Below are 16,698 nucleotides of genomic sequence, written 5' to 3' on the forward strand. Positions count from 1 at the left end.
TAGCTTAACTAATTTTACTAAAGATTGTTGTTGTTGTTGTTATTGTTGTTGCGGTTATTGTTACGTTGGTTTTGGTTGTTGTTGTTTCTGTTTTGTTCGTTTTGGTTTTGCTCGTTTAGATTGTCAAAGTTGAAATCTTCACCGAACTCAGCTGGATTGTTTTGGTTATTGTTATTGCGATTGTTGTTGTTATTATTGTTGTTATTGTTATTTCGGTTATTATTGTTTCCCATGACTGCTCACCTCCCTGACTGTATTAGATTGGTCCAAATAGTGAATTATATACTTACTTTTTAAACTTTTTATCAGTGCTTTTTTCTTGTGCTATCGAATCAGTATTGAATTCCTCAGCAAACTCCGTTTGGAGATTCGTTCGATTATAGTATCCAACCTTCTCATCAGGATTAGCTTTCTTTGGTTCAAAGATATTTGTGTCCATATATCGATGCAACAAAAATTCTCCTATCATTAACAACAGTGCAGTTATAAAAGAAGCTGTCCCTAGAGCAATTGGTCGCTCATAAAAGTATGATCCCAACAAGTAAATGACGGCATAGGCAATGACAAAGTCACTTATCCCCGCCCAAGTATTTCCTATTCTAGGTAATATAAAGACATCTCCTACATATCCTACTGCTGTTAGAACCACACTAGTAATGAGTATATCTGTAAAAGAAACGTCATAAAAAAGACTTAAAACAATCCATAGCACCGCAGTTATCATGACAAATTTCATTAATAATGCTTTCATATACACTATTTAAACCCACCTTCCAAACGCTTTACCTTTTTTTAGTTAATGGATCGGCCTTAGACTGTTGCTTTGCAAACCATTCATTTATTTCACGATAACTCATCCCCGCATTTGCATTTAACCTCTTTACTTCCTCAATGTCTGTCCCTGCAACTGTAAATTTTTTATTATTACTTATAGCAAACCCTTCCTTCCCATTATTGAATGTAGGTCGACTTTTTTTGTACCATTGATAAAACAAGATTATAAGTAGCCCTACCTCCACAGTGTCCCCACCATAGTACATAATCATGCTACCTAATTCCGCTTGATCAATTGGCACTCCCGTTGGAGGATTCGCATAAATATATTTGGAAAGAACGGAATGACCCGCTAAAGCCAATACAAAAACAACAGTCCGGTATAAGTAACTTTTTCTAAAGGGTGTCACATCCACATAAATGATGGAAATTGTAAATACATACCCAGCTAAGAAAATATGTGTATGAATAATCACATATAGGAGCATATTTTCGTGCATCATAAGAAATAAATCGGTTGTGTAAAGCACCCACAAGCCACCAATATTTAATATAGAAGCAACAACTGGATGCTGAACAAAATGTAGAGGACGGCTGTTGCGTAAAATTTTAGTTAGTTTCCTTGCTGTTGGGATACTAATCGTACGGAGGAGTAGCGTCACTGGAGCCCCTAAAGCCATCAAAAGTGGTGCCAGCATCCCCAGTAATACATGCCCAATCATATGAGCAGAAAAATCTGTGTGCGATAAATCTGCGACGGGACCAACTAGCGAAAGCAGCGCACATAATATACCAAAGCTCCAAGCAACCATACGGTACCCTGGCCATGTTTTTTTCTTTCGATTGGACAGAACTACTGCCAAAATATATAAAATGAATAATAGGATAAAAGGAATTACTAAAAAAATCTGGAGACTGGCGGCTGAATACTGTTCATGAGTATGCACCTAAAGTCAGCCCTCCTTTTTACGATTTGTCTGTTGTATTAAAATAGCTCCGATCAAAATCATTAAGGCAGCTAAAATATTCCATACCAAATCATAGGGTAGTATATCTACGCCATAGCGAATCTGGTGTAAACCCATCCATTTATGCTGAATAATACCGTCATACAGCTGAAATACACCTGCACCTAAAAGAATTCCACCAACCCATCTCTTCAACCAAAACGCATGTCGCCTATGAAGGTCTGCTAGTAGAAACGATGCTCCTATCGTAGCTATAAAACTAAACGCATGAAAGAGACCGTCCGACACTAATCCAATATCGGTAGTAGATTTATCATAAAAATGGTGCCAATGAAGAAGTTGATGAAAAACTACTTCATCTATAAATGCCACAATCCCAAGTCCAAATAAAATACCTGTCCACATATTCTGTTTGGCATATGCTTTTTTGTTCGGATTTTGTTTAAAATCAGAGGAAGCGCTTATTGAATTGGTCATTTTAAAACCCCTTTTTAGACTAGCTTTTCCTTTTCCATAAGGAATTAAACTTTTCTCCAATGATTCGTGGCTAATGTTAAGCGAAACAGAGATATTTTTGTAAGAATAAAACTGTTATTAACAGGATATCCACAGAAATTTCTGATAATTTATAAATGTATTACCATCTATACATAGCTCGCCTAATCTAGGAAGAGCCTCTCTTTCAAAGTATATCCCCTTGTGTTTTAGTCCATAAAAATTATCGTTAATTTAAACCCTTCCTTTAAATATGTGTATAAGTTTTCAAGAATTACTAGCTACCAATTATTTTTACTCTCAGTATAAAAAAACTAAGACTTATTCTCTTCTAAAAAATAAATACCAGGGAAATCAACAATGTTAGTTGTTAATTTCCCTGGTATTTTACATAGGATTAGTATCGATTATTAAATTTTCCAACTGCAAGTTCACCTATGCGTATCATGTTGCGGCTGAAACAAATCTTCTTCAGCATTTCTAACCATAGAAAAGTTATCTACATTATAATGTCCATGCAGTACTTTATTGTGGTGATTAATAATTTGCTCCGCTGAAAGAACAGATGACCCAGTTGTTGAATGTCCATCTCCAACTAATGTGACATCTAATTGTGAAACGGTTGCAGTACGTACCGCTGTATCGATGCAATGCTCAGTCTGACATCCCATAATTACTACGTGTTTAATCTCGTGTTTATCAAGATATTCCTTTAATCCAGTTCCATAAAATGAGTTCGTTGCAGCTTTATCGAATGTCTTCGAGTCTGTTGGTAGATTAATATCTCTGTGTACTTGAAACCCTTCACCTTTTCCCTCTGCCACATCTGTATCTCTTACAAAAATGATCAAAGCGTCTGATTCAGTGGCTTTCTTTATTACTAAATTGATATTTTCAATTAACTTTTCTTTTTGAAATACACAAACCTCTTGGTCATTTCCTTCTATTAACTCCTGTTGCGCATCGATGATTAATAATGCTTGTTTCATAACCACACCTCTTTTTATTTTTTCAATTCCTGGACGAATGAAGCTCCCATTCCATTAAAAGACTACTATCTTCTATTTCTTTCACAACTCGAAACCCGCATTTTTGATAACACTTTATAGCTTGCAAGTTAGTGCTTTCGACATCCAGTACCACTGTATTGATGCCTAGCCTGGAATTTAAATACTCTAACAAAGCACTAATCATCCGAGTCCCTATCCCTTTACCCCATAAATCAGATCTTCCGATAAATTGATCAATTCCATAGATAGTTTCTTTCAAAGGATAGCCGTATATTTTTAACTGCTCTTTAGGAACTTTATAATATTGAATATAGCCTATCGATTCTTCTTTATATTCCACGATGCAAGGCATCACGTAATGCTCCTTATTAATTCTCGGACCGTACTTTGCAATTACTTGTTCTAATGTTAGCCTCGGACCATAATACTCTATGACCAAATCATCATTTAGCCATTTTGCCATGTAAGGAAAGTCGCTTTCTCTCATAATTCTAATAGTCACGTCATATTTATGAATCATAGCGCTCTCGCTTACTTGTCACAAAAATTCGGAAGATCTGCATGGATATAATACCCCTCCATTAATATTTGCCATTATCAAACAGTGAATCATCTGACTCCACACACTGGATGGTTACTTCAACTCATCGGTGACCAGTGGATTTTGCTTACTACATGAAACGAGTAAAAGTAAGATAAGTAATATAAGATAACAAAACATTTTTGGGGATGAAAAAACATAGCTACCTACTTTTCTATAATTGTCTTATACTTCTAAATATTTCATATTATCATTCATCTCTGATAGAATATAATTCATACAATAACTATTAGAACGAACCTAAAGGGGAGTATGACCATGAATCAAAAACGGTATCGCAGGCGTAATACGATGGCATTTACAGTACTTGCTTACTTTACGTTATTTGCAGGTGTAGTTATGTTCTGCATCGGGCTTTATAACGCAGACAATTTGCAGCTTAATGAAAAAGGATATTATATCGCAGTAATGATTTTGGTTGCAGTTGGAGCCATTCTTACACAAAAAGTTACTCGAGATAATGCTGAGGACAACGACATCATTGCGGAGCAAGAACAGGAACGACAAATGAGCAGCAACCGAATCCCATCGAGTTCTAAAGAGTCTTAATAAAAGTTTAAATCCTGTCGTTATTTTTACACAGGATTTTTTTATTGTTCTATTTTATTTATGTATATAACGCCATTAACTTCCTCCAATAAAAAAATATCTGGGTTTTTCATCTGTTGCCACTGAGCAAACCCAAAAGTTGGATCATAGTGATTAATGAGTAGCGACAAAATATTTCCGTGAGTAACAATTCCTACGCAATGCTTTTGTTTGTGTTCAAACACCTCCTCTAATACTGTTCGTATACGGGACAGTGCATGATTACTAGACTCCCCGCCTAAAAATATTAAATCTCTTTCTATAAACGTTCTCTCTATTTGTTCTAACCAGTCCTCCATAGGTTCTGCACTCAACCTGCGTTCTTGTAAATTTTCATCTATAAGGACAGGAATTTTATTGCTTTCGGAAAACGGTTCAATAGTTTGGAGTGTTCTTTTGTAGGGACTTGAAATAATATAATTGATCTGTAATTTCTCTAACAAAGGAACTAACTGTATGGCTTTTCCTTTCCCTTCATTCGTTAACTCCGCAGATGGTTCTTGCCCCGTTGCCTCACAATGCCTGATTAAATAAATTTTCTTTCCTGTCATTTAATCACCCCTCTACATTAAATTCGCTATTTCTACTTTTATTCCTGTTAAATATATAAATTTTCAGAATTATTATATATACTTAATTTAACTAACTATTGAGGAGTGATTAAGATGAAAAACGTTCTACAGGTGATTGAGAAGTAAAGTATTACACTTTCTCTTTCCAACCCAACAAACCTATACACTATTACTGGATGAAAAGAGGAATAATTTTGTACCAAGACAATGAATTAGTTATTAGACCTATTAAGCGTGAAGATTTAACGAGACTTTGGGAACTAATGTGCAAGGACGAAAAGCCAGAGTGGAAAAAATGGGATGCCCCCTATTATGAATATAAATCGGTACCGTATGACAAATTCATGGAGAAAGCAGATTCATATATAAATAGAGACGACTTTTGGGGGATAGAAGTAGATGGGTTATTAAGAGGAATTGTTTCTTACTACTGGGAGCATTAACCTTCAAAATGGTTGGAGATGGGTATCGGACTTCACGAAGCCGGCAGTTGGGGAAAAGGATTAGGAACACGTGCTTTCAGACTTTGGATGAATCATCTATTCACTACACTACCACTTGTTCGAGTTGGTTATACCACTTGGTCAGGTAACGAGCGAATGATTCGAGTCGGCGAAAAACTAGACATGACAATGGAGGCTCGCATTCGAAAAGTGCGGTACTATGATGGATATTACTATGATTCCATTCGAATGGGCATTTTACGAGAAGAATGGGATAACTCAGCAGCCAACATTTAATCTAAATTGTGTCAGACAGAGCAATATAGTAAAGAATCTACACACTTTTTCTAAGTAGAGTGGGACATTTATTGATATACTACTTAAATAACAATCTAATATGTAGGTGGAATCAGTATGTTGTCCTTTATTTTAACCGTTAAAAGATTTATTGAAGCTTTAGTGAAGGCTTTTAAAACTCCGATGTTCTTATCTCTCTTTACCACGTTATTTCTGATCATTCTTTCTGGCACACTCTTCTATACAAATAAAGAAGGTTGGGGTGTCGTAGATGCCATATACTTCTGTGTTGTAAGTCTAATCCCAACTGGTGTAAATACAAACTTAACACCTGTAACCAATTTAGGTAAAATATTCACCATGCTATACTTGGTTGTAGGTACAGGGGTCATGTTTATCACACTACTTACTTTGGGAAAAACAATGATTAATACAAAAGCATTAGAAGAAAGAAAAACAGAGGGTAAAAAGAAGCTTAATGAGTATAGAAAGAAAAAATAACTATATGAGTATCAAAACCAAGGACGTTCAATGGAGCTCCTTGGTTTTTTTCTTTTAATTGTTTTAATAAAACGTAAAGGAGAACTCTTCTCTTACCACGAACTTATAACTTAGCTGAATAATTAAAGGAGGAACATTAAGATGCATGAAGTTATAGATCACCTTGGTAGAAATGTGATTCTTCCTCATTCACCTAAACGCATTATTTCTATATGCCCAGCCATTACAGAAACACTTTTCTCTTTAGGCTTAGAAAAAGAAGTAATTGGTCGCACTAAATATTGTATCTTTCCTAAAGGTACAGTTGACCAAGTCCCGATTGTAGGAGGAACAAAAGAAGTTGATTTTGAAAAAGTTAAAGCGCTTCAGCCCGACCTTATATTTGCTGAAAAAGAGGAAAACACGAAAGAAATGGTATTGGAACTTGAAAAAATAGCACCAGTTTTCGTGCTAGAGGTAAAATCTATACTGGATGCATATAGGCTCATCAGTACACTTGGTGAAGCTACAAAGACTACAGAGACTGCAAACTTCCTTTTAACTTCCTGCCAAAAATCGTTTCAATCCGTAGTAGGTAAAGGCAATGGTAAAGCCGCATATGTTATTTGGCGGAAACCTTATATGGTCGTTGGTGGCAACACTTATATAAATGACGTGCTACATCAAATGGGTTATCAAAATCCTTTTACTAACGAAGGCTCTAGATATCCTGTTGTAACAAAAGAGCAGTTAGCTAATGCTCAACTTGATAAACTTTTCCTAGCTTCAGAACCATTTCCATTTCAACAGAAACATTTAACTGAGTTCCAATCATTTCTTCCCCATACAGAAATAATATTAGTGGATGGTGAGATGTTTTGGTATGGCTCCAGAATGCTAGTGGCTGGGGAGTATTTAGCAGAATTAGAAAGGGACATGTGAATTGGATTTTATAATAATAATTGGCGGCATTATAATAGTTATTACTTGCCTGGCAATTGAAGTTAGTCTTAAAAAAACAATTGAACAAAATGAAAAAATAATAGAACTGTTAAAACAGTTGGGAGAAAAATAACTTCTATCTTATTATGAAACGGCGGGCGTTAGACTAAATGCAAAATAGGCACCTTCCCAATTCGAGCATTGGGGAGGTGCCTATATTAGTTTTGAAAACGAGTTTCCATTTTTTTAAGCTGCCAGTCATAAATAAAGTTACCAAAAGGAATAAATGCAACCGCCAAGGCTAGCAAAGACCAGATAATATTCCACTTTAATCGAATTTGTACATATAAAATAACAAGTACATACGAAACAAAGATAAAACCATGTACAGATCCAACTATCGTAACTGCCATTGGTATATCCATCCAATACTTTAAGGGCATCGCAATAAACAAAAGGACTACCAAGGATATCCCGTCTAATATACCTGCAATTCTTAATTGTCCAAGTGTATTTTTCATCATACGTTTATACCTACATTTCTATATTTATATCTTCTTCACAAATTCGGATTTTAGCTTCATCGCACCGAACCCATCAATTTTACAGTCAATATTATGATCTCCTTCTACTATTCGGATACTTTTTACCTTAGTACCTTGTTTTAACGTAGAAGAACTACCTTTTACCTTTAAGTCTTTAATAACCGTTACCGCATCCCCGTCATTTAAAACATTTCCATTCGAGTCTTTTACAACTTGTTGTTCCTCATTATTCTCACTATCCACCTGTTGAGACCATTCGTGAGCACATTCCGGACAAACAAACATATTTCCGTCTTCGTATGTATATTCAGAATTACATTTTGGGCAATTTGGTAAAGCTGCCATATTATATTCCCCCATTCACTTATTAGTCTCCATTCTAAAGTATTGCTTCACTGCATTCAACCACATACTTATTCTTTAATGTCTAGATGTTTACCACATTCTTCCGATGGGTACTCAATCTTTAAGACTATAACAGTAGGAGTGAGCTAATATGGAAGAAGAAAAACGTGTAGAGGTTCATCGCGAGGAAAGAACTGACTCAGGAATGGTTGGAGCTACTTTTATCAAATATGCAGCATATTTAATCATATTCTTTGGTGTTCTTTGGTTCTTAATCTCCTATGTGTTCCCGATGTTTTAATTCGAAATGTGGAAGCGCCTATGTAAGCACTGATAAGCACTGGAAGGATTTTAGTAAAGGCGTACCTTGCCTTTACTAAAATCCTGAAGTGACTCGAGGGGCTAGGCGCTAGAACTAGACAAAATAGAAAAGCGATATCCCCATTCGTATTCCAATGGAGATATCGCTTTTCTTATTCTGTTTCCGGAAAGAAAGCTTGAGCAGTCGGAATATCCACTAAACTAGGCCCCGCATAGGCGATTGCACTCTGAATGACAGATTCTAGCTTGTTCTCATCATGGACTCGAAAGGCTTTCCACCCACACGCTTCGGCTATCTTAACAAAGTCTGGATTAGTTAACTTAGTTCCTATTTCTTTTAAACCTGCTGCTTGAATTTTGTCACTTTCCATTTGTAACGAACCATTATTGAATACAATAACGGTAATATCTAAATTATACCGAGTAGCGGTCAAAAGGTCTGCTAGCACCATCTCGAGGCCACCATCACCTACAATAGCAACAACTTGTTCCTCTGGTTTCTCCATTTTCGCTGCGATTGCTGCAGGCAATCCAAAGCCCATGGAACGCCAATAACCCGAAAAAAATATGTTCTGATTACTTTGCCTAAAATTACGATTCATCCATACTGTTACATCTCCAGTATCAATTGTTAGGATTGCGTTTTTTGCAACTGATTTCTCTATGCCTCGTACTATACGTGAAGGGTGTAACGGGTAATCAGTGGCTTTCCCTTCTTGTTCGTTCTCAATAGCCCATTTAGTTTTAATCTGCTCAATACTATTAAGCCAGTCGGTATTCGGCTCATGTCCTGCGATGGTCTCATGAAGAAGTGGAACAACTTGCTCCGTTTTACCTTTAATAGCAAGTTCCACTGGAATACCACTTGTAGCACTTTCTATATGTGTATCAATTTGAATAATTCTCGCCTTTTCCGGAACATAACCTTCTGGCCACCAGGAAACACCAACAAGAAGTACAACATCAGCGTCTTTAAAAACTTTCGGGGCATGAGGGTTTCCTCCTTCTCCAATCCCTTGGAGAAGATATGGAGTTGTCTCCTCAAAAAGTCCTTTTCCACCGAAGCTTGTAATAATGCCTGCTCCCCATAGTTTAGATAAACCTTCAATCGCTTCAGTGGCTTTCCAGGCACCTGCTCCAGCTAATATCATCGGTTTCTTTGCTGTTTTCATCAGGCTCGCTACTTTTTCCAAATCATCCCTTTGGAATGTCTCTGCTCCTTCAATTACTTGAGGAAGTGGTCGTGCCTCTACCTCGGTTTCTTTCTCAAATAAATCCTTTGGAATAGAAAGATGGGTAACCGCTCGTTGTTGCAATGAAATTTGAGTAGCTTTCTGTAGTAACTCAACAATTGCATCTTCACTAGCTAAATTTGCCGAGTAGGTAGCAAATGGTTTAAACAGCTCTTGTTGGTCTACATATTGTTGAAAATTGGTACCAATTTTATTTAATGGTGCTTGACCTGTGATAGCTAGTACTGGGGCTCTATCTGCATATGCATCTCCCAATCCATTTAACAGATTTGTTGCACCTGGTCCCATTGTAGATGTACAAACTGCAAGGTTTCCGGTAAGCTTCGCTTCTGCAGAAGCCATAAATGCTGCCACCGATTCATGTTTCACTGCTATAAATTCAATCTGATCCTGTTTAGCTAATGCATCTAATAATCCAATAATTGTATCCCCTGTGACTCCATAAATACGCTTAACGCCGTAGTAAGATAGCTGATCCAATATCACTTCTGCAACTGTTTTTCTCATAGACTAACCACTCCTTTATATTCTCCTATACTTAAAAGGTGCCCTTTATCCTTATGAAATAAACTTTTATAAATTATATAGAATGGGTCGCAACAAAAAAAGCGTCCATAAAGTCTAGTAATAGACTTCATGAACGCTTATTGATAATTTTATACTAATTGTTTTGAAAGTTTTGTAGCAGCTGCTTTTACTTTTTCTAAGCCTTCTGCAACGATTGCATCTGCTTGTGCAGGCATAGCATTATGGCCTTCAATAATTACTTCGTCCACAATTTGCATACCGAAAACGCCACCTAATACATTTTTCATGTAGTTAACAGCCATTTCCATTGGTGCTGCTTCTGGTGCAGAGTAAATACCACCACGAGCATTTAAGATAACTGCTTTTTTGTCCGTTAACAATTGCACTGCTTGACCATTTTCGTCATATTTGAACGAGAAGCCAGCTTGGTAAATATAGTCAATAAATACTTGTAATGGTGCTGGAATCGTTAAGTTCCAAAGTGGGAATGCGAATACTACTACATCAGCAGCAGTTATAGCATCCATTGCTTTTTGTTTAGCTCCTATTAAACGAGCTTCTAATTCTGTTAACTCTAGTCCCTCTGATAATTTACCAAATGCATTAAAAAGATCTTGTCCGATAAAAGGCATGTCTTCTGCAAATACATCATAAGTTGTTACGTTTGCGCCTTCTAGATTTGCCATAAATGTATCATACATTCTGCTAGAAATAGCTTCTGCAGAAGGACGGTTATTTGCTTTTACTACTAAAATATTCATTAATTATTTCCTCCAATGTTTTATTACCTTGGTAATCATAACAACTTATTATACTACTTTCAATTACTTTGAATTCAAAACGAATATAACTACTTTTTTGTCGTCACTAATTTTTCACAATTCCTTTAGCTTAGTAGCTAAATCTTCTACGTGTTACCAGAATAATAATCATTGCTGGAATTGTACATAAAATCATACCTAAAAAAGATAAACCTGGTTCAATTTCATATAAATAGCCACCAACAAATGTTAAAATAGCTGTGCTTAGGCTAAGTGCTAATCCGGAATAAATACCTTGCGCATTGGCAATTTGTTGTTTTGGTAAAGATAAATTCAAGTAGCGAATAAAAGCAATATGCGCCATTCCGAAAGACAGTGCATGTAGCGCTTGAGAAATGATAAACATTCCAACGCTAGGGAATAAGTAAATCATACCCCAGCGGATGGTAGAACCAATCCCTGCTAACAACAATAAGGAGGAAGGTCTCCACTTAGACAAAAAGGTATCCGCCTTCATGAAATACAAAACTTCAAAAATAACCGCAATATTAATAATCATACCGATATAGAAAGGATTTACATTTAAACCCTGCAAATAAATATATCCATAATTGTAATAGGCAGCATGTGCACCTTGAAGTAAAAAAACAACGACGAGTACAATCGGAAAGGTTTTCACTTTCCAAAGCTCCTTCATCGATAGCTTCCCTTTCCTATCTTGTGGGGAGGGAGTTACAAGTAAGACTGGCGGAGTCGGCATGAACTGCTTGATCAATAAAAATAATAATCCTATAATCATACTCCAAAGAATCGCTTGCTCTCCCCAAACCCCTGTTAACATACTTATAATAAGTACTGCAACGACAAACCCAATGGATCCATACGACCGACTTTTTCCGTAGTGCACCTCTCCTTGTCGTACAAGTGAAGAAGCCCCACTTTCAATGGCTGGCATTAACGTCGGATACACTAAACTAAATAATAATGTGATCAGTAGCAAAGACATGCTAGAAGTTGCCGGTATATAGAGAACAGTTGCAAATAAAGCCAGTATAGTAAAGGTAATAATTATTTTTTTGCTACTCATAAATTTAGACATAAAAGGAAATAAAAACATTGTTGCTGCTGCACGTGCAACTAAACCAAATGCCATAATCATACTTGCATTAGCTACAGTTAAATTCTTCCCTTCAACTAACCAACCGGTCCAGTATGGTAAAAAGATTCCCCATGTAAAAAAGAAGACAAAAAAGCTCTGCGAAAGCCAACGCTGATTGTTTATCATTTTACAAAACCTCCATTCGCTAGATTGAATGTTAGCATGAGTCAAATTATAATAATAGGAGATATCTCATATATTTGAAGGGTGGATGACATACCATGAATTTACTAAAGGGGTTAGAAAAGGCATATTACATAGAAAAATATACAATTCAATCACTTTTTTCTTTTGACATTTCTCCCTTTGTACAGGTTTTTCAATTTGAAAAGGGCGATTTTATCATTCAAGAAGGATCAGCACCTGAGTATCTCTTTTATATGGTAGAAGGTAAGGCAAAACTCTACGTGTCCCACAAAAATGGCAAAGTTTCATTGATCAACTTTTTAACCCCACCAATATTCATGGGAGAAATCGAGCTATTAAACGAAGAAAAGTATTCTAAAAGTATACAAACTAGCTCAAAATGCATTTGTTTAGGAATCGCAATTGAAAAATGCAAAGAAAAACTACTAGCGGATGCTCATTTCCTGAAATATTTATGTATATTTTTAAGTAATAAATCAACTGCTCATTCTACCAAGTATACAAAGCATCAAGCGTATCCGCTAGAAAATAAGCTAGCAGAGTTTATACTTTTATCCTCACACGAAGATATATACAGGGAAAAGCATACGGAAATCAGCGATTACTTCGGCGTATCCTACCGACATTTACTGCATACATTTGCTCAATTATCAGAAGCAGGTATGATAGAAAAAATAAAAATGAGTTACAAAATATTAGATAGAGAAAAGCTTCAGGCGTTAGCCGACGAAATCAAATAAAACATAGCGTCAAAATGAGTAGACTTCCATAAATCCTATTGATTAGTTAAATCTGAAAACGTTATGATATCTTTTTAAGACAGCTTTCTAGAGGAAGCACTATTACAAAAAACACCTTGTAACGAATTTCTAATCGCCCCAAGGTGTATATTTATTACTATTGATTTAATACTACTTAGCTGTATATTTTTTAATAGCAGGCAGAATCTCAGTACCTATAAGTTCAATATTCTTCATAAGTTTCTCGAAAGGTACGCCGCCAAAGTCCATTTGTCCGATATATCTTTGATGGCTAAATACTTCATGCTGGTATAGAATTTTTTCGATGATTTGCTGCGGACTTCCGATATTCATGACATTATGCGGGTCTGCTCCTAACGCAAATGCGTCTCTTGGATAACCACTGCCATTCGATAATTTCATTCCTTCATTGATATAAGGATAGTATTCGTTTTGTGCTTGTTGTGTCGTTTCTGCTGCATAGAAGAAACCAGCAGTTGCTACTGGAAGTTCAGCAGGATTATAGCCACTACTTTTAGCTGCATCGCGATATGCATCAATGGAGCGTTTAAAAGAAGAAGCTGGTCCTCCTAAAGTAGCTAAAAACATTGGGACACCAGCATGCCCCGCCTTAATCGCACTTGCAGGATGCCCACCGACTGCACGCCAAATGGGTAGTGAACCGTCTTGCGGGCGTGGGATAACACTTGCATCTTTCAATGGTGCTCGGAATTGTCCACTCCAATTGATGACATTCTCTTGGTTTATCTTCAATAATAGCTCGAACTTTTCTTCGTATAACTCCTCATAATATCGAACATCATACCCTAACAATTCGAATAGACCTATTCTAGATGCGCGTCCAGCTACAATTTCTGCACGTCCTTTGGAGAGCAAATCTATTGTGGCAAAGTCTTCATAGACTCTTACTGGGTCTGACGTACTGATGATTGAGGATGAACTCGCAATCTTAATCTTATTAGTTGCTTGTGCAATTGCCGCTAAGACAACTGTGTGAGCTTGTGTTGCAAAATATTCCTGGTGACTTTCTCCAACACTGAAAAAGTCAATTCCCGCCTGCTCTGCTAACTTTGCCAACTCTATAATTTCATGTATGCGCTGCGCTGCAGAAATACGTTCTCCTGTATGTGGATTCGGCATATGATCCCCTAATGTATATAACCCAAATTCCAATCCTTTGCTTTGATCAATACGATATTTTTCCATTTACCTCACCCTTCTAATTTATGGTGTTAATAACTATTACCTCTACGAGTAGTATAATATTGAAAGTCAAAATACATAAGTACGCACAAAAAAGTGGTATAGTATACTAAATGATACTAATGAGAGGAGATGGCATTATGGGGATAGATATGCAACCAGAGCTTTGCAAAGTAGACGACGCTTTAGGTATTCTAGTGGGAAAATGGAAACCGATTATTTTATTAATCCTATTACAAGAAGGTACAAAAAGATTCAGCGATTTAAAACGTAGTGTACCTGGCATTACTCAAAAAATGCTAACAAAACAGCTTCGAGAGTTAGAAGAGGAAGATATTATTACACGTAATGTCTACGCTCAAGTCCCACCGAAAGTGGAATATTCCATGAGTGAGTATGGAAGAAGCTTAGAACCAATTTTGATGGCTATGCATGAATGGGGAACTGCACATACTCTTCATAAAACAAAAAAAGTACAACAACAAACAGGTTGACTTGCGATTGATTCTCATGATATTTCAACTAATGCCATAAAAATCGGCCCCTAAAAAAGGAGCCGATTTTTTATGTACAATAACTAGTTCATTTCTCCAGCTGGCATTACCATATCAATATGAGGAATATTATCCTCCAAATATACCTCTGACACTGTTTCAAAACCAAAGGACTTATAGAAATCCTCCAAATGAGCTTGAGCCTGAGCATAAATAGCCATTCCCGGATAAATAGTTTCGATATATTCCATCCCCCTAGCTACAAGCTCTCTACCTAAACCAGATTTTCTATGAGCTTGGTCAACTAAAACTCTACCAATATGGATCATATCTTCTTTCGGGAACACACGCATGTATGCACTTAGTTCATTATTTTCTTCTTTAAAAATATGTGTACTAATAAGATCTACATCGTCTACTTCCGGATAAGGACAATTCTGCTCCACTACAAAAACTGCCACTCTTACTTTATAAATTCGTTGTAATTCCAATGCACTCAACTCTTCAAATGCCATATAATTCCACATACCCACCACTCCTTACGATAAATCCTATTATATACCATCAATGAGATTACCGATAACTCTTCCTACGCCTCTAACTAACCAGAAACCCATTCGGAAAGGCAGGAGAAGTAACTCTGGTATCCAAAAGAAAACATCAAATACAAAGTCACCAAAAGTATAATGTTCACTATACTTTCTACGTTCCTTTCTAACTTCTTTCTTATTCTCCCATCGCTCACCCAATTATTACCACTCCCCCAGTAAATGACTTCATTTCATCTATGCCCATCTTTTCTCGCTTGTATGTACCCATAATAAGTACATGTTCCATGTTGGTTTAAATCCTTTACTTCAAAGCCACATTTCTCATAAAAACTAAAATTATTAGCAGATGTATGAGCGAACCAATCGCCGTGAGGAAGCTTTTGCACACATAATTGTACAAGCTTTTGGCCAATTCCTTTTCCTCGATATTCCGAATGCACTGCTAAATCCATAATATTTGCTGCCATTATTTGATCGGAAATAACTCTGACCATTCCAATCATTCTTTCATCCTCCCAAACGGTATATGCCCAGGTAGAATTTTCAAATATTAAGGTGAACTTCTCTTTCTGCCAGTCTGGTGTATGCTTACTCCAACCCGCATCTTTAAAGAGTTCCTCTACATATTCGGCAGGAATCCCCTTTGTTCCTTCTCTAATAACGAGCCCTTCAAAATAGTGATACATTCCATACTGCCCCCTTCATGTCATTAATATATATACTACATGTAGGTAGTTATTTCCTTTTTTACATCTATCCAAAAAAAGACTGCCCATGGATATGGACAGCCCCTACTTAACTAATCATTAAATCTCACAAGTGTTCTTTCTTCTACACCATAATCACTTAATCCGTCTGCACTAGGATCTTTGTCATACTCTAGTAAAGCCATCATTTTTTCTGTTCCTTTAATCGAAGCCCAATCAGCATCATTTACGATTAGAAACATGTCCGCATATGCTCTTCCTCTTCCAATGACATTGTTCCCCTCATATTTTACGTTTAACTCCATGCCCTCTAGGTTAAGTGCTGCTGGCTCTTTCTTAGCAAAAAGTATTCCCTCGCCTACCGCTACTTTCGGTAGAGATGAAATTACTGCTGTTTTAGCTTTTTCTTGATTTGTTATTTCTCTTATTAATTTTTTCTTTACAAGTGATTGAGCAGTTTCGTCTTTTAAGACAAGGATACGTTGCCCATCATTTTCCACGATTTTAATCTTGTATTGATCTTCCTTTACTAATTCATCCTTCTCTTGCTCTAAAGAATCGATGATTTGTTGTTCTTCCCCATATAGAATTACTCCATTTGCTTTTTCGAACATACCGCACCCTGTTAACACTGTTGATATTAAAAAGGCAGTTAGACATACAGTAAGTAATTTTTTCATTTTAATTAGCTCCTTTTCTATTTTCTTAAACCTTCCTTGCTACTGACTTTAGTATAGGAGAAATCGTTATTTC

General features: G+C 36.5%; 23 protein-coding genes and 1 pseudogene. 7 read left to right on the forward strand and 17 right to left on the reverse strand.

The features are described 5' to 3' along the window. Positions 1-17: 17 nt before the first annotated feature. From MHI47_RS18155 to MHI47_RS18180, 6 genes are all read right to left on the reverse strand, one after another. Complete coding sequence (locus MHI47_RS18155; protein ID WP_093537400.1) at positions 18-233, reverse strand: histidinol-phosphatase; 216 nt, start codon at positions 231-233, stop codon at positions 18-20. A 53-nt stretch (positions 234-286) separates the two neighbouring features. Beyond that, positions 287-751, reverse strand: a complete 465-nt coding sequence (locus MHI47_RS18160) for a YndM family protein (protein ID WP_340832097.1) — start codon at positions 749-751, stop codon at positions 287-289. Between the two features lie 31 nt (positions 752-782). Further along, positions 783-1,721: a cytochrome c oxidase assembly protein gene (locus tag MHI47_RS18165; RefSeq protein ID WP_340831795.1), complete on the reverse strand. Its 939-nt coding sequence runs from the start codon at positions 1,719-1,721 to the stop codon at positions 783-785. A 6-nt stretch (positions 1,722-1,727) separates the two neighbouring features. Then, entirely contained in the window at positions 1,728-2,147 is a 420-nt protein-coding gene (locus MHI47_RS18170) for a DUF2243 domain-containing protein (protein ID WP_340832098.1), read from the reverse strand. A 521-nt stretch (positions 2,148-2,668) separates the two neighbouring features. Beyond that, positions 2,669-3,226, reverse strand: a complete 558-nt coding sequence (locus MHI47_RS18175) for an isochorismatase family protein (protein ID WP_340831796.1) — start codon at positions 3,224-3,226, stop codon at positions 2,669-2,671. A gap of 22 nt (positions 3,227-3,248) precedes the next feature. Further along, positions 3,249-3,767: a GNAT family N-acetyltransferase gene (locus MHI47_RS18180; RefSeq protein ID WP_340831798.1), complete on the reverse strand. Its 519-nt coding sequence runs from the start codon at positions 3,765-3,767 to the stop codon at positions 3,249-3,251. 339 nt (positions 3,768-4,106) lie between these two features. Here MHI47_RS18180 and MHI47_RS18185 point away from each other — a divergent pair, with 339 nt between their 5' ends. Continuing rightward, complete coding sequence (locus MHI47_RS18185; protein ID WP_340763945.1) at positions 4,107-4,397, forward strand: YiaA/YiaB family inner membrane protein; 291 nt, start codon at positions 4,107-4,109, stop codon at positions 4,395-4,397. A gap of 41 nt (positions 4,398-4,438) precedes the next feature. Here MHI47_RS18185 and MHI47_RS18190 read toward each other — a convergent pair whose 3' ends face one another. Further along, the gene (locus MHI47_RS18190) at positions 4,439-4,987 is read right to left on the reverse strand and encodes a histidine phosphatase family protein (RefSeq protein ID WP_340831799.1); all 549 of its coding nucleotides are present in this window, start codon (positions 4,985-4,987) and stop codon (positions 4,439-4,441) included. Positions 4,988-5,202: 215 nt separating this feature from the next. On the opposite strand from MHI47_RS18190, the pseudogene MHI47_RS18195 reads away from it, so the two are divergent. From MHI47_RS18195 to MHI47_RS18205, 3 genes and pseudogenes are all read left to right on the forward strand, one after another. Further along, positions 5,203-5,748: pseudogene (locus MHI47_RS18195) on the forward strand (GNAT family N-acetyltransferase). Positions 5,749-5,865: 117 nt separating this feature from the next. Continuing rightward, positions 5,866-6,249, forward strand: a complete 384-nt coding sequence (locus MHI47_RS18200) for a potassium channel family protein (protein WP_340763952.1) — start codon at positions 5,866-5,868, stop codon at positions 6,247-6,249. Between the two features lie 141 nt (positions 6,250-6,390). Continuing rightward, positions 6,391-7,170, forward strand: coding sequence for an ABC transporter substrate-binding protein (locus tag MHI47_RS18205; protein WP_340831801.1), 780 nt, complete (start codon positions 6,391-6,393; stop codon positions 7,168-7,170). Positions 7,171-7,388: 218 nt separating this feature from the next. Here MHI47_RS18205 and MHI47_RS18210 read toward each other — a convergent pair whose 3' ends face one another. Together MHI47_RS18210 and MHI47_RS18215 are read right to left on the reverse strand one after the other, a co-directional pair. Then, complete coding sequence (locus MHI47_RS18210) at positions 7,389-7,694, reverse strand: DUF3817 domain-containing protein (protein ID WP_093537386.1); 306 nt, start codon at positions 7,692-7,694, stop codon at positions 7,389-7,391. 24 nt (positions 7,695-7,718) lie between these two features. Continuing rightward, entirely contained in the window at positions 7,719-8,060 is a 342-nt protein-coding gene (locus MHI47_RS18215; RefSeq protein WP_340831803.1) for a zinc ribbon domain-containing protein YjdM, read from the reverse strand. Between the two features lie 151 nt (positions 8,061-8,211). Between MHI47_RS18215 and MHI47_RS18220 the strand changes: the two genes are divergently transcribed. Continuing rightward, positions 8,212-8,361 carry a hypothetical protein gene (locus MHI47_RS18220; RefSeq protein WP_175454042.1) on the forward strand — a complete coding sequence of 50 codons (150 nt, stop codon included), beginning with the start codon at positions 8,212-8,214 and terminating at the stop codon, positions 8,359-8,361. Between the two features lie 172 nt (positions 8,362-8,533). Here MHI47_RS18220 and MHI47_RS18225 read toward each other — a convergent pair whose 3' ends face one another. The 3 genes from MHI47_RS18225 to MHI47_RS18235 all read right to left on the reverse strand — a co-directional run bounded on the left by MHI47_RS18225 (position 8,534) and on the right by MHI47_RS18235 (position 12,205). Further along, the gene (locus MHI47_RS18225; protein ID WP_340831804.1) at positions 8,534-10,141 is read right to left on the reverse strand and encodes a thiamine pyrophosphate-binding protein; all 1,608 of its coding nucleotides are present in this window, start codon (positions 10,139-10,141) and stop codon (positions 8,534-8,536) included. Between the two features lie 149 nt (positions 10,142-10,290). Continuing rightward, a complete protein-coding gene (locus MHI47_RS18230) occupies positions 10,291-10,923 on the reverse strand; it encodes an FMN-dependent NADH-azoreductase (protein ID WP_340831805.1) in 633 nt (210 codons plus the stop codon). A gap of 130 nt (positions 10,924-11,053) precedes the next feature. Continuing rightward, on the reverse strand, positions 11,054-12,205 hold the full coding sequence (locus tag MHI47_RS18235; protein WP_340832099.1) for an MFS transporter: 1,152 nt from the start codon (positions 12,203-12,205) through the stop codon (positions 11,054-11,056). Positions 12,206-12,303: 98 nt separating this feature from the next. Between MHI47_RS18235 and yeiL the strand changes: the two genes are divergently transcribed. Next, positions 12,304-12,969 carry a transcriptional regulator YeiL gene (yeiL, locus tag MHI47_RS18240; RefSeq protein ID WP_340831807.1) on the forward strand — a complete coding sequence of 222 codons (666 nt, stop codon included), beginning with the start codon at positions 12,304-12,306 and terminating at the stop codon, positions 12,967-12,969. Between the two features lie 171 nt (positions 12,970-13,140). Here the strand turns inward: yeiL and MHI47_RS18245 are convergent, their stop codons facing one another. Next, positions 13,141-14,196 (reverse strand): LLM class flavin-dependent oxidoreductase, encoded by a 1,056-nt coding sequence (locus MHI47_RS18245; protein WP_340831810.1) that lies wholly within the window; start codon positions 14,194-14,196, stop codon positions 13,141-13,143. Positions 14,197-14,339: 143 nt separating this feature from the next. On the opposite strand from MHI47_RS18245, the gene MHI47_RS18250 reads away from it, so the two are divergent. Next, entirely contained in the window at positions 14,340-14,687 is a 348-nt protein-coding gene (locus MHI47_RS18250) for a winged helix-turn-helix transcriptional regulator (RefSeq protein ID WP_340832100.1), read from the forward strand. A gap of 83 nt (positions 14,688-14,770) precedes the next feature. Here the strand turns inward: MHI47_RS18250 and MHI47_RS18255 are convergent, their stop codons facing one another. From MHI47_RS18255 to MHI47_RS18270, 4 genes are all read right to left on the reverse strand, one after another. After that, entirely contained in the window at positions 14,771-15,214 is a 444-nt protein-coding gene (locus MHI47_RS18255; RefSeq protein WP_340770777.1) for a GNAT family N-acetyltransferase, read from the reverse strand. 27 nt (positions 15,215-15,241) lie between these two features. After that, a complete protein-coding gene (locus tag MHI47_RS18260; protein ID WP_340831811.1) occupies positions 15,242-15,436 on the reverse strand; it encodes a hypothetical protein in 195 nt (64 codons plus the stop codon). A gap of 32 nt (positions 15,437-15,468) precedes the next feature. Continuing rightward, positions 15,469-15,924, reverse strand: a complete 456-nt coding sequence (locus MHI47_RS18265; protein WP_093537378.1) for a GNAT family N-acetyltransferase — start codon at positions 15,922-15,924, stop codon at positions 15,469-15,471. Positions 15,925-16,037: 113 nt separating this feature from the next. Next, positions 16,038-16,625, reverse strand: a complete 588-nt coding sequence (locus tag MHI47_RS18270; protein WP_340763976.1) for a lipoprotein BA_5634 family protein — start codon at positions 16,623-16,625, stop codon at positions 16,038-16,040. Between the last annotated feature and the right edge of the window lie 73 nt (positions 16,626-16,698).

This window comes from Psychrobacillus sp. FSL H8-0487, from assembly GCF_038008385.1.
In the GTDB taxonomy this organism is placed as follows: Bacteria; Bacillota; Bacilli; order Bacillales_A; family Planococcaceae; genus Psychrobacillus; species Psychrobacillus psychrotolerans.

Coding starts and splice junctions, on each gene's coding strand:
- MHI47_RS18155 (WP_093537400.1), bottom strand. CDS start 233: ATGGGAAACAATAATAACCGAAATAACAATAACAACAATAATAACAAC.
- MHI47_RS18160 (WP_340832097.1), bottom strand. CDS start 751: ATGAAAGCATTATTAATGAAATTTGTCATGATAACTGCGGTGCTATGG.
- MHI47_RS18170 (WP_340832098.1), bottom strand. CDS start 2,147: ATGTGGACAGGTATTTTATTTGGACTTGGGATTGTGGCATTTATAGAT.
- MHI47_RS18175 (WP_340831796.1), bottom strand. CDS start 3,226: ATGAAACAAGCATTATTAATCATCGATGCGCAACAGGAGTTAATAGAA.
- MHI47_RS18180 (WP_340831798.1), bottom strand. CDS start 3,767: ATGATTCATAAATATGACGTGACTATTAGAATTATGAGAGAAAGCGAC.
- MHI47_RS18185 (WP_340763945.1), top strand. CDS start 4,107: ATGAATCAAAAACGGTATCGCAGGCGTAATACGATGGCATTTACAGTA.
- MHI47_RS18190 (WP_340831799.1), bottom strand. CDS start 4,987: ATGACAGGAAAGAAAATTTATTTAATCAGGCATTGTGAGGCAACGGGG.
- MHI47_RS18200 (WP_340763952.1), top strand. CDS start 5,866: ATGTTGTCCTTTATTTTAACCGTTAAAAGATTTATTGAAGCTTTAGTG.
- MHI47_RS18205 (WP_340831801.1), top strand. CDS start 6,391: ATGCATGAAGTTATAGATCACCTTGGTAGAAATGTGATTCTTCCTCAT.
- MHI47_RS18210 (WP_093537386.1), bottom strand. CDS start 7,694: ATGATGAAAAATACACTTGGACAATTAAGAATTGCAGGTATATTAGAC.
- MHI47_RS18215 (WP_340831803.1), bottom strand. CDS start 8,060: ATGGCAGCTTTACCAAATTGCCCAAAATGTAATTCTGAATATACATAC.
- MHI47_RS18220 (WP_175454042.1), top strand. CDS start 8,212: ATGGAAGAAGAAAAACGTGTAGAGGTTCATCGCGAGGAAAGAACTGAC.
- MHI47_RS18225 (WP_340831804.1), bottom strand. CDS start 10,141: ATGAGAAAAACAGTTGCAGAAGTGATATTGGATCAGCTATCTTACTAC.
- MHI47_RS18230 (WP_340831805.1), bottom strand. CDS start 10,923: ATGAATATTTTAGTAGTAAAAGCAAATAACCGTCCTTCTGCAGAAGCT.
- yeiL (WP_340831807.1), top strand. CDS start 12,304: ATGAATTTACTAAAGGGGTTAGAAAAGGCATATTACATAGAAAAATAT.
- MHI47_RS18245 (WP_340831810.1), bottom strand. CDS start 14,196: ATGGAAAAATATCGTATTGATCAAAGCAAAGGATTGGAATTTGGGTTA.
- MHI47_RS18255 (WP_340770777.1), bottom strand. CDS start 15,214: ATGTGGAATTATATGGCATTTGAAGAGTTGAGTGCATTGGAATTACAA.
- MHI47_RS18265 (WP_093537378.1), bottom strand. CDS start 15,924: ATGTATCACTATTTTGAAGGGCTCGTTATTAGAGAAGGAACAAAGGGG.
- MHI47_RS18270 (WP_340763976.1), bottom strand. CDS start 16,625: ATGAAAAAATTACTTACTGTATGTCTAACTGCCTTTTTAATATCAACA.